Here is an 11,963-nt window from a genome sequence, read left to right as displayed (position 1 = left end):
AGTCACATTTCTAAGCTGCCTGTTCGGCAGTGAACTCCGAACTGATAAAAAATTGCCGGATTTCTCCTTTCTAAGCTGCCTGTTCGGCAGTGAACTGGTGGCCGCTTAACTGTAACGTTGCACTGAATTTCTAAGCTGCCTGTTCGGCAGTGAACTTCATTGTCTCCACGCTCCGCGTACTCGATGCTTTCTAAGCTGCCTGTTCGGCAGTGAACAAATTCCCTTCACAAACGGTTTTTATCTTTCCTTTCTAAGCTGCCTGTTCGGCAGTGAACTCTTCCTGAACTACTATTGACGCAGACACTTCTTTCTAAGCTGCCTGTTCGGCAGTGAACAATCCGTCTGTAACGCTGGGAGAGTTTAAAGCTTTCTAAGCTGCCTGTTCGGCAGTGAACCTGCCAGACCCGCCTACAGCACCAAGCTCAACTTTCTAAGCTGCCTGTTCGGCAGTGAACGAGATCTCGTCCCATGGCGTACTCTTCAATGATTTCTAAGCTGCCTGTTCGGCAGTGAACACTCAAGACTGGGGTGGTCATAGATCTAAATTTTTCTAAGCTGCCTGTTCGGCAGTGAACGATATGAGTAGCGTAATGCATGCGTTTGATCGTTTCTAAGCTGCCTGTTCGGCAGTGAACTCCTTACCGACATAAGCCATCCCGCATTGACATTTCTAAGCTGCCTGTTCGGCAGTGAACGAAATGTAGCACAGAGATGTACATATATCCGATTTCTAAGCTGCCTGTTCGGCAGTGAACCAACACGCGTGACTGAATGCGAGGCTCCGTCCTTTCTAAGCTGCCTGTTCGGCAGTGAACCTTCAATCAATGGCCAGGTAACTGGTCGACGTTTTCTAAGCTGCCTGTTCGGCAGTGAACAATTAGCGGCAGCGAAAGAAATATAACCCTTGTTTCTAAGCTGCCTGTTCGGCAGTGAACCTAAAAACCATGCTTTTATGATGGATGGGGGTTTTCTAAGCTGCCTGTTCGGCAGTGAACACCCACCTTCAGCAACTTCCCAGATCTTGTCATTTCTAAGCTGCCTGTTCGGCAGTGAACGGTCATCAGTAATAGGTGATATGTTCCCATCTTTTCTAAGCTGCCTGTTCGGCAGTGAACCCCTAGGCGAACCGACCCCAATGATTGGGTTTTTTCTAAGCTGCCTGTTCGGCAGTGAACTATCGCATTTATCTGCGGTTTTATCTCTGTCTTTTCTAAGCTGCCTGTTCGGCAGTGAACGAATCCTCAATCAAGAATTTGTCGGGCAGGAGTTTCTAAGCTGCCTGTTCGGCAGTGAACCAAGTTACGAGATTGTCGGTTTTCAGCCAGACTTTCTAAGCTGCCTGTTCGGCAGTGAACCTGTAGATGATGCTGCTGTTACGGCTGCATATTTTCTAAGCTGCCTGTTCGGCAGTGAACGTACCACTCCCAATCGACTATTGATCTGTGTATTTCTAAGCTGCCTGTTCGGCAGTGAACGATATGATTCTAATCACGGCTAAACACTTCTCTTTCTAAGCTGCCTGTTCGGCAGTGAACGGAGGCTGGGAAAATGATAGGAGCAGACGGTGTTTCTAAGCTGCCTGTTCGGCAGTGAACTTATGAGCGCCTATGGATACAGTGTCGATATCTTTCTAAGCTGCCTGTTCGGCAGTGAACTTATTCGCAATGCAGCGATCACAAATCCTGCTTTTCTAAGCTGCCTGTTCGGCAGTGAACCTTCCTGCGCTTCAGCTGCATCGCATCGAATTTTTCTAAGCTGCCTGTTCGGCAGTGAACTAACGCAGCCGCTTCTGATGCCGTTATGACTATTTCTAAGCTGCCTGTTCGGCAGTGAACAGCTTCGGTGCGGACGTGATCGTAAGCGTAGGTTTCTAAGCTGCCTGTTCGGCAGTGAACGATTACTCGTAACGATCAAACGCTAGTTTATGTTTCTAAGCTGCCTGTTCGGCAGTGAACTTCAACTTTGTCGCCCCAGTTGTCGCCCCACCTTTCTAAGCTGCCTGTTCGGCAGTGAACGTAAAACCCAGCACCGCCAAGCAACTGGGCTATTTCTAAGCTGCCTGTTCGGCAGTGAACAGGAAATTGCGCAGTGATGCAGGGGGCGGGGTTTTCTAAGCTGCCTGTTCGGCAGTGAACACTAAAGGTGAGTAGATATGAATGTATTAATTTTTCTAAGCTGCCTGTTCGGCAGTGAACCGTTACACGTTTAATGGGCAAATTCGCACGCATTTCTAAGCTGCCTGTTCGGCAGTGAACATTTATTTTTAACGTGTTACAGGGACGTTGGCTTTTCTAAGCTGCCTGTTCGGCAGTGAACTGGGCGATGTCAGACGGTAACCGCATCATAGCTTTCTAAGCTGCCTGTTCGGCAGTGAACCATCAACGGCGCGAACCTCGCCCCATAGCGTATTTCTAAGCTGCCTGTTCGGCAGTGAACGGCGATAGAAGAGCGTTGGCAGAGTATCAGGATTTCTAAGCTGCCTGTTCGGCAGTGAACGGTCGTTATTGCGTACAATGAACTATTCAGATTTTCTAAGCTGCCTGTTCGGCAGTGAACAGTTACATCACTACGCTGTACTTTTACACCTCTTTCTAAGCTGCCTGTTCGGCAGTGAACTATCCCATCGTTTGAGAAGGGATTTCTCTACATTTCTAAGCTGCCTGTTCGGCAGTGAACGTTTTGGGATAGCACAGGTAATCTAATAACAGTTTCTAAGCTGCCTGTTCGGCAGTGAACTGTGACCAACCAAAGATAAGCAGTCCACTTGATTTCTAAGCTGCCTGTTCGGCAGTGAACGCGAAACACGATGCCTGTTAGGTTGCCCCAGTTTTCTAAGCTGCCTGTTCGGCAGTGAACTGGTTTTGAGCGAATGGCTCGCTGGTTTCACTTTTCTAAGCTGCCTGTTCGGCAGTGAACACACTAAAAACTGATAATCACCAAAAACTATATTTCTAAGCTGCCTGTTCGGCAGTGAACAAGGCGAAGGTGCAGGAGCGGGCGAAGTTGTATTTCTAAGCTGCCTGTTCGGCAGTGAACTAGAGTATACGACATAAAAAAATAGCTACAACAAAGACTTAGGAGCATTTTGGTGTTTTTACCTATGCTTTTTGGCCTTTCTGTAACTATATGATTTTTAAGTGTTTTTTTAAATGGCTATTTTAATTGGTTTAACCGACTCTCTAGCAACAACTCAACATTGATGATGTACAAAATAAAGCCTATATAACCGTTTTTATGCACTATGAGCAAAGCGCATAAGAGCGGTTAACGTGCATGTTATTAAAAGGGCCAACCCCACCGAGATTGACGGGGTTTGAGTGGCAGCTTAAAACCAAGGGACTGTAGCGGTTTTGGATAGGCCAAACTGATCGAACTCACCCTCTACTGGCGAATCCAACAACTCACCAAATTCAATATACCGACGGTGTTTGTGCCCATTGGATGCACTCGTCAATTCAATATAGGGGTTATCTAACCCGTTACTAAACATTTTTGCACGATAGGCTTTGGCTTCTACCTCGGTAATAGAGCCCCGCTTAATTAAACGTTTAAGTTTGGCTTCGCTCATGTTGGATTGCCTGCGAGAAACGGCTCGGTGTTTGGTGTTTACGGGCACTTCCTGAATTTCAGAAAGTGTGCAATAGCTGCTCATCCCGCCTAGCCAGTTTTGTTGTAACAAGGCAGAAAGATCAGCCTCGCTACCGTGTAAACGCAACAAATTACAGAGCGTAACGTTGAACTTTGGGAAGCTTACACCGATTGCTCTGGCACCAAGATCGCAGAGCGCTTTATGGAATTTAGTATAGATAGCATTCATTAATACCGATGAGGGAATTTCTGCATCTGGGAATAGCTTAACATCCACATAATGATTCATTTTCAGCCCTCTGCTTTACCACCAAAAACACCACCTCGAATCAGGTTGGCGAGTACAAAGTTTTTTTGCTCTGTTGATATGTCTTTGTCGTTGACCCAAGCAAGCATCAAGTCGTATAGGTGTGTATTTGATTTTGTCCTGTACGCCTGCCCTCTCTGGGTAACTGAGCCAAATGGCTCAATTGCAATGGGGAACTCTGCATTCTCATACCAGTCGTCAATAGTACGTATAGCATTACCCACTTTTACGCTGTGTAACGCAGCACAACTATCAAGTGTAAATAGTACTTTTTTCTTTTCGTTCATATTCATTTCTTGCGAAGGAAATACATGTTGTCCTTTACCCAATAAAACATAAGCCTCTACGCTGAGAAGCACAAAATCATTTGTGCCATTCAAACCAGTGTATATGGCATCAGCCAATTGTTTTAAGTTATCGTGATCGCGCTGCTCATCAAAATCATTCAAATCAAATTCACCCGCCTTAAAAGGTAAGGCATCGCTGTCGTTTATCTGTACTTGAATGCTAATATCTTCAGCGCATACACGGTTTCTCCACAAGAATCGTCCGCTGGCTATATTATGAGCATAACGATAGGCTAACTCTTTTAACCCTTCGGCTTTATGCTCAGCCACTTTTGCTTTTATTTTCTTTTCAAAATCTGGCTCATTACAGCCAAAAGGTTCGCCTACGTTACCAATAATACGTAATGTGAAACCAACCTTAAGTGTGTCTTTGTCGAGCGGCAAATACGCATCATCCCCTTCTGAAATGTTAGCTTCTTCCCGTTTGTCTTTTGCAAACTGGCTTTTGGTACCTCTGAGGGTTCGTGATTTTGGGGTTATTGGTTGCCATGAATCCGAGTCATTTGTCGACGCTATATCATTCCAACTGCCTGACATCATCAAGGCATCCGAAGGTTCAAGTTTACGTTCAAACGCGAGCATTGAGGGTAATTTAATAGTCATAATCATTTCCTTTGTTAATGGTAGGTTAGCTCAAATCTAAAATTTCAGTCAGTATGGTGTCTTCGTCGTCACCGCCTTGCTCTGTTGCATCCGGTTGGCGACATAAATACCAATTCTTTTTGTAGTCGTATTGCCAAAGACAGCTAGCAATATCTTCTTTGCTTTTGAATCGATTTACGCCGAGCCACTGACCAATTGAATGCACGGCTTCAACAAAACAAACCGGGGTTTCGTTATCTCGTGCGCCCAGTATTTGCAAACTCTTTTCAGAATTTTGTTCATACACCTCAGATATGGCTTTATAGCCCGTCATTATTGGAACCAAATACCCTGAACTAGCTTTAGGAAGGTACTCCCAGTCAGCAGGGCTTTTGTCAGTTGGCTGACAATAATGTTGCCACTGTCCCTGTACGTCTTTGTCTTTGCCTGTTTCGCTTTGATCAAGGGTTTGAAAATACTCGACTACAGACTGAGGAATATTTCCTTCATAGGGAATACTTTCTAAATGGGCTTCCCAAGCCCGTAATACCTGTGGATTAAGTTCCCCGCGCTTAATTTGCGCTTTGAGGTGTTTAGTAATGAGATTAGATTTAGGCCGCGCTCTTTGTTTTAGAGCAGAAAAGTCTAGCCACGCATCCAACAACTCAGTTTCTGAGTTTTTTGAAAGCTCTCCTTCGTAATGTTCCCCCAAAAGACTTGATCTATCCATTAAAGCAAAGCCAGGTAATAACTTGCGTTTGAGCAAGTAAAATTTAGATTTATCCTCAAGGTCAAAAATCTGGATAGACTCTACATCCAAAATAGTTCCACCTGCTAACCGCTGTAACAAGCACTGTTTTTTCAGCCATTCGGTAAAGTTGTCAGCCTGTCCCCCTAAGAATCCATCCAAATGAATAAGCAGTGACACCGTTATCTTCATTTTCCCCTCTTCTATTATCGAAGGATTCTTCCCTGCCTTATTTTTTTCAAAATGCATCGCACCGGGGTTTTTGGTTTGTGAAAATAACGCCTCGTAATCACCGTAGGTATGCGTGATATGTTCGTGGCAAACTACGCCACACCCTGAAATTGAGTATTCGTTAAAATCGGATTTTTGAATTTTGAGCGAAAGCGCATGTGCAAAACCCATAAAGTGTGTAATTGCGGGAAAACCCCATGTAAACCCTGCTACTGCGTTTGCGTTTTGAACATGAATTCGATTGATAAGTATGTATTGGCTCATGCCTGTTCCTCCTTGTTCGCAGCGATAACGACTTTAACCATTTTAGTGTGCTCTCTTAGCTCCTCCAGCATCAACGCTTGCCATAGCCTTGTATGTTCTGCTTGAGGTGTAAATTTCTTATCCTTGCCTTGTATTTTTTTATTGAGCCATTGAGCAAAATCACTGGCAACGACGCTTTGCCAATTAGCAGCGTCTTTCGTTGTTTGAAAATCGCCATCCATTCTGTAGGGGTCAAGAAAGTATTGCTGCTCAGACTTGAGCTTTATTTCAGAGACAGGGGCGCTTGACCATCCAGCAGGCAAGTTTTGAATGGTTTCAGCGTAGAGCATGGCTGTTGAAAGCACGCCACGCCCCCACTTTATTAACCAGCGTTGTTTTTTGGGGTCTCGGGTGCTTTGCCCCGTTTTGTCAAAGCGCAAAATAAAGTTTTTAAGATGCTCTATATCTTCCTTTATGCTGTTGAATGGCACTCCTCGGTCAAACCACGATTTATGGTGAAGTGGTGGTTTTATTTGGCTTGTCCATGTAGGAGGTGTAGAAGGCAACAGGAATAATCGCCCGCTGCGCTTGCCATTCAATATGGACGTATTTTGATGCGAGCTTTGCGTCACCATAAGTGTCGCTTTTTTAGGAAAATTCACGATTTCTTCTTCACTGAACAAAGATTTGTTTCGGTATTTAGTTTTTAAACTACGATTTTTATCGTTAAAGTCCTTTGATCCAGTTCTACTAAAAACATCTTGAGCTAACGATGAAGAAGCTAATACCGAAACTAGGTGCCAGTCTTCAGTCTTTTGGGGATTATCTACGACTGGAAAATAAATTTGTTTTGACAGTGAGTCTGAACTCTTGCTTGGCTTATCTATGGATTTCTTCAGCTGCTGCTTCCATGCACTTAGTTGCTCTGCGCTGTTTTCAAACCCTTCCAAACCTTCATAATTGGACTGAATAACGTCTTCATAAAAATAACGCCCATTACTTTCAACCAATAAAAGTGCAACTACTGGGGAGTACAGAGCATTCTCATAAGTCCCATCTGCGACACGCTGTTTAAGGATAGAGGTGGTTAAATACTTGTTATCACTCTCCGTCGTATTGTCATAAAAAGAAGTTCCTTTATTTGACGAGTGAGTCAGCTTTGTAACGTGGGTTGCAACAGACGCGAATTCTGCATATTGGCAGTTCTCATCCAGCCAAGTTGCAAACACATGGGCATCTTCTACCTTTTGCCTTTGCTCTTCATACACTTCAAGTTGTTCATCAATACTAATCGAGCTATTTTTGACTAATCCAGATAAATCTTGATATTTTTGCAACTGAAAGTCATGTGGCGTTGTATCCTTGGGTCTTTTTCTATCAACAATCTCTTTCAGCTTGTCTTTTGGGTAGTTATTAGTGCCTTCAATGATAGATATCAAAATTTTGTTTAAGCCACCGTCTTTTTCCTTCAATAATTTAGTTGTTAGCAGGTTTTCTTTCTTTTTTATCTTTCGATTCAAAATAAAAGACCTGATTTCTTGATGCATTGTATTTTCTTCGCTCATTCTTCATCTATCTCCTGAAATAATCCTAAATTATTGTGATAGCGATACTCCTGATAATCGCCATTACCGTATTCTGTTACACGCAACTCTCCGAAACGACGACTGACTTCATCAAGATCTATAGCGAAGTCATTCGCTAGATTTGAATAAATACCACTAACATCAAGATCAAACCAAAAATCAATTCGTTCACCTGTATCCAGGGTTGCTATTGGCTCAATATTGATGTTTTTCTCCGTTGTCATTTTTGCTGGATAAACGGCTTCATTGAGCCAGTGCCACTGAGGGGGTTGATACTCGTTTTCAACAATCAGATAGTAAGCATCGTCCTTTTTTGAATCGCGAAAGCGTTGTTGCCGCTGAACCTCCCCGCACCAATAGGGCGTATTTTCCCACCATACTTTTGCTTTATTTTTACCGGTAAAAAGTTGTAATGCCAGCGCCACATACTCCAGTTCAATTAATTTTAAATCTCTAATAATAGTTTTTCTGCCAATTTCCAACTCCTGGATTCTTGGAATGGCATTGATTGGGTTATACTGTTCTGCTTCAAGCCTTGATCTTAAATCATGTGAAGCTAACTTTAGTTCTGTTGACTCAAAACCTGGGCGATCAAAACAAATATCTTTACCTTTGAGTGCCTTAAAGTTTTCGTTCAGCAAATGAATGTTTGAGATTTCGATGGATTCACCAAGCTCCCGATGGCGGAGCACTCGGCCAGCCAATTGAATAATCGAACGCATTGAGCTTGGCTCAACAACCGCCCAATCGTAGTCATGATCCCTACCCACTTCGGCAACTGGCGAAGCTAGAACAACAAAAATATGGTTTCGTTCTGGAAATCTGGAAAGCATATCGCCAATTCCAGCTTCGCTAGTCCAAAGGGCTGATTGATACTTTCGGTTGAGGATTGTATCCAGCTTGTTCTCCATATAAGAACGTATCGCGAGCGGATAGCGACTATGATAAACACAGTAATGAATGCGTGTATTTTCCGGTGCATCTATTTTCATTAGCGATTGAGCAACTGCCACCAGCGGGTTGATATTCGCCATACGAACTAACCCGATAGAAACTGTTTTGTCATCTTTATATGCATGATGATGATTATGAAGTTCACTGATCGATTGGAAAACGGTATCCGCCAAATTCTCGATATGGCTTTTCTCTGAGCATTTCCGAACAGGAATGATGTCGCCAATACGCTTTGGTGGATGTTTTATTTCTTCTTTTTTTATATTTTTAATTCTTTTATTTACAAACTTCTGGTGTAGCTTCTTGTACGCCACCAAATCATTTACAAATCGGTTTTGGTAATCTGATGTTGTAAATTCATCGAACCAAGCGCAGCAAATATTTTGGTCCCAATTGTCAAGGTTTGCCTTTGCATATTGAGACCAACCCGCTCTGTAAGACTCGTACAATGCATAGGCTAATGCAGGCGGCATGGTTGCGGTCGAGAGCAAGACTTTACTGCCTAGCATTCCCGCCCAGTGAACTAAACGGCACAGAGCAGGCAAGTCACTAAGCCCAAAATCATCTGGCTCATCCAATACCAAATCAGAAGTAAGCAAACGCAGCATTGGGGCAATTTGTTTGCCTCCACTTGTACCCTCTGTAGCCGGAATCAAATGATCAATTGTACTAACCAGTACCGGAGCGCAGAGCAGTTTGTCAATGCGTTGATTTCTATCGTACTTTGTCCATTCGCTTAGGCTGTGTTCTAAGTCACCTCTATAGTCAATATAGAGATCTTCATCCAATACCTCTTGAGAAGACTCGCTACCCGATTGCTCAACTTCGACGTTTTCTTGACTAACATTAAAACTATTTTCGAATAATTGTTTAACGGATACGCCACCAACGGCGATTGCTAAATCTTCATTACTCAACGATAAACTGCCTCGAAACTCTCTGCCTGTTTGTAATGTAAGCGACCGTAACCCCAGCGCAACACTGAATCGGGTACGCCCAAGCTGCTCTCCTAAGGCATACATTATTTTGGCATTTGCTATTGTTTTACCTTTACCCGTTGAAGCCATGTTGATACCAAAAAACCCATGAGCCAGTGGTTCTTTACCAAACTTGCTGACCAGTTTTATAGCCTGATCCTGCCAGCCATATTTTTGTTCATCCTTTTTTGCAACTGGATCCGATAGGAAGTCGTTAGGGTTTAGTGAAGGGAGACTACTATTTAGCTTTGACAAAGATTTAGTAATTCTATTGGCATGGTGTGCCACCCCGATGAGGTGCTCATCCAATTGCTGCTTTAAGTGCCGTGTTTTCTTATGCGTATTTGCATAAACCAGATAATTTTGACTTCTCCAATCATCCTTATTTTCATGCTTATCATTAGACCAATAATGATCTGCCAGCATCATGGACAGCCGTGCTAAATGGCTTGTAAAAAGCTGGTCGCTGATAAAGTCCCAAGCATCAATGTCGGCAGCAAATAAATTGATCAATTCTTTCTTTGCTTCTGAGGCCAAAATTCCAGCATGGGAAACCCATTTAAAACTGTGGTAAGGCAATGCGCCTTCTTTAAAAGACCAGTTATCATTCAATCGATGCAACTGGTCTTTATCATTACATCGATATGAATTCCACATTGCTTCAAAGCTATGCTCCAACCACGCATCAGCTTTTTCTATTGGTGCTGGGTTGCCAGTAATGTCATCACGCCACTTGGGTACCAGCGGCAAGCGGTGGTGAGAAACAATTATCCATGCAACCAATTGCGCAAAGCTTGGAAGGCAGAGTATCGGCTTAACACCTTTTGCGCGGTCGTCTAATCCATCTTTAAAGCAATCATTTACAAAATCAAAATTTCCATTTGCTAAAGCCTCGAGCCATTGCTCATCTGTACGCCCACCCACAAATGCTTGAAACAGGCGCAAGGACACCCATTCATGACGGTACGGTTCGAAACTCTCTGTATTTATGACAGGATTTATCTTATCTTGAAAGAGCTTGTTCGCCTTTCCAAAGTCATGAAATAGCCCTGCAATAGTGGCAGCATGAGTTAATATTTTTTGATTTTTCCAATTGAAGTTATCTTTATACTGCCCTGTTGTTGCCTCTGTACTATTCACCGGCACCCTTCCCTCGCCATCAAACTTCCTTCTATTCCCCACCACCCATAAAAAATGGCTCCTAGACCGCGAACGTATCCAGTGACAGCTCACGGCGGTATTTTTACTGGCGGTTTTGCGCAGCATTTTTTTAACCGTTAGTAGGCCATCTTCGGTTATTACGGTTTGCCATGTGTTGTCGCCTATGCGGTTAGCGAAGGCGTCTAACACTCTTCGCGTTTTGCTGAGGGCTTTCTTTTCACACTGGGAAACGAAGGTAACCATCATGGTGATAGGGCCTCTTCTTCGGTTCCTCTCAAGGCTATAGCTTTTACTTGGTTAAACATAAAATCCAAGGCTTTATGATTGGTGAACGATTGAAGGCATTGCTGGCGAAACTCTTGTTCTGTTGCGTTCTCTTTTGCGCACACAAAAGCCCAAGGCAGTACGATGGCGTCTTTTATTAGATCGGCCACATCGAACACTAACGCACCCCTTCGCGTTTTACCGTGCATTACAGCGAAGCCGTGAGGGATGCCCAGCACCCATAGGGTTGTGGCGGCCAACCCGTAGGCGAGGTAGTTGCCGTGGTTTAGGAAGGCGTTGGCTTTGTCTGTTCCGTCTCGCTCACGGCTAAATTCGCCAAAATCGGTTTTATTGGCCACGTATTTGTAGAGGGTTTTGGTGAGTTGCGCTTCTGTGAGTAAGAGTTCGCCGGAATGTGTTGCCCGTTCTGTTCTTACTTTAAAAACATCTAGCGCCCCTTGCACTTCGTGGTCATCTATTTGTAGGCCTTCTGCTTTTAAATCTCTGTCTTTTGCCCATACCTTTAACAGGTAATCAATTCTGGCTTGCTGCATGTGTTTTGCTGCCGCTACGCGTTTGATATCGTCAAACCAAAAACTTACCCAGCCTTGTAGGTATTGTGTAGGGCGATATTCACTTTGCGCGGTCATCCATTCTATTTCACACCCCATATACAACGGTGTACCCCCGCCGCCACAAAACCCTAATAACACACCGGCCTGTGAGAGCATTCGTACTGCGGCCTGTGTTATTGAGGTGCCAGTACCCAACATTATCGCGGTGGTGTTAGCAATGGGAATGTTCCAATACTGATTTTCCGTTTTGGCTTCTTTTAAATAAAGTACGCGGCCGTCTTTTTGCATTACTCGGCAATGCTCCAAGTAATACAGGTTGGCGCGCTTTGAGTGCAATATGGCTTTTAGGTCTGACGGTGAAAAATCATCCATTACGGTGTCTCATTCAGTTCTGAGGTAC

6 protein-coding genes and 1 CRISPR repeat array (1 of these 7 only partly in view) are annotated in these 11,963 nt (G+C 43.8%); all 6 genes read right to left on the bottom strand.

Annotated features, from left to right (window positions below):
* Window positions 1–3,036: direct repeats of the CRISPR family, unit length 28 nt; unit sequence TTTCTAAGCTGCCTGTTCGGCAGTGAAC (it extends 1,313 nt beyond the left edge of the window).
* A 289-nt stretch (window positions 3,037–3,325) separates the two neighbouring features.
* Genes cas6f through cas1f form a run of 6 tightly spaced genes read right to left on the bottom strand, consistent with a single transcriptional unit; the run spans window position 3,326 to window position 11,935 of the window.
* Window positions 3,326–3,877 (bottom strand): type I-F CRISPR-associated endoribonuclease Cas6/Csy4, encoded by a 552-nt coding sequence (gene cas6f, locus H5647_RS09495; RefSeq protein ID WP_045858079.1) that lies wholly within the window; start codon window positions 3,875–3,877, stop codon window positions 3,326–3,328.
* A gap of 2 nt (window positions 3,878–3,879) precedes the next feature.
* The gene (gene csy3, locus H5647_RS09490) at window positions 3,880–4,845 is read right to left on the bottom strand and encodes a type I-F CRISPR-associated protein Csy3 (protein ID WP_045858077.1); all 966 of its coding nucleotides are present in this window, start codon (window positions 4,843–4,845) and stop codon (window positions 3,880–3,882) included.
* 25 nt (window positions 4,846–4,870) lie between these two features.
* Entirely contained in the window at window positions 4,871–6,067 is a 1,197-nt protein-coding gene (gene csy2, locus H5647_RS09485; protein ID WP_045858075.1) for a type I-F CRISPR-associated protein Csy2, read from the bottom strand.
* On the bottom strand, window positions 6,064–7,611 hold the full coding sequence (csy1, locus tag H5647_RS09480) for a type I-F CRISPR-associated protein Csy1 (RefSeq protein ID WP_045858073.1): 1,548 nt from the start codon (window positions 7,609–7,611) through the stop codon (window positions 6,064–6,066). The genes csy2 and csy1 overlap by 4 nt, the downstream gene beginning before the upstream one ends.
* On the bottom strand, window positions 7,608–10,967 hold the full coding sequence (gene cas3f, locus H5647_RS09475; RefSeq protein WP_236075050.1) for a type I-F CRISPR-associated helicase Cas3f: 3,360 nt from the start codon (window positions 10,965–10,967) through the stop codon (window positions 7,608–7,610). Before cas3f ends, csy1 begins: the two co-directional genes overlap by 4 nt.
* Window positions 10,967–11,935 (bottom strand): type I-F CRISPR-associated endonuclease Cas1f, encoded by a 969-nt coding sequence (cas1f, locus tag H5647_RS09470; RefSeq protein ID WP_045858069.1) that lies wholly within the window; start codon window positions 11,933–11,935, stop codon window positions 10,967–10,969. The genes cas3f and cas1f overlap by 1 nt, the downstream gene beginning before the upstream one ends.
* Window positions 11,936–11,963 lie beyond the last annotated feature (28 nt).

The organism is Teredinibacter purpureus (assembly GCF_014217335.1).
Lineage (GTDB): Bacteria > Pseudomonadota > Gammaproteobacteria > Pseudomonadales > Cellvibrionaceae > Teredinibacter > Teredinibacter purpureus.
This window is presented reverse-complemented; position numbering and strand designations above follow the sequence as displayed.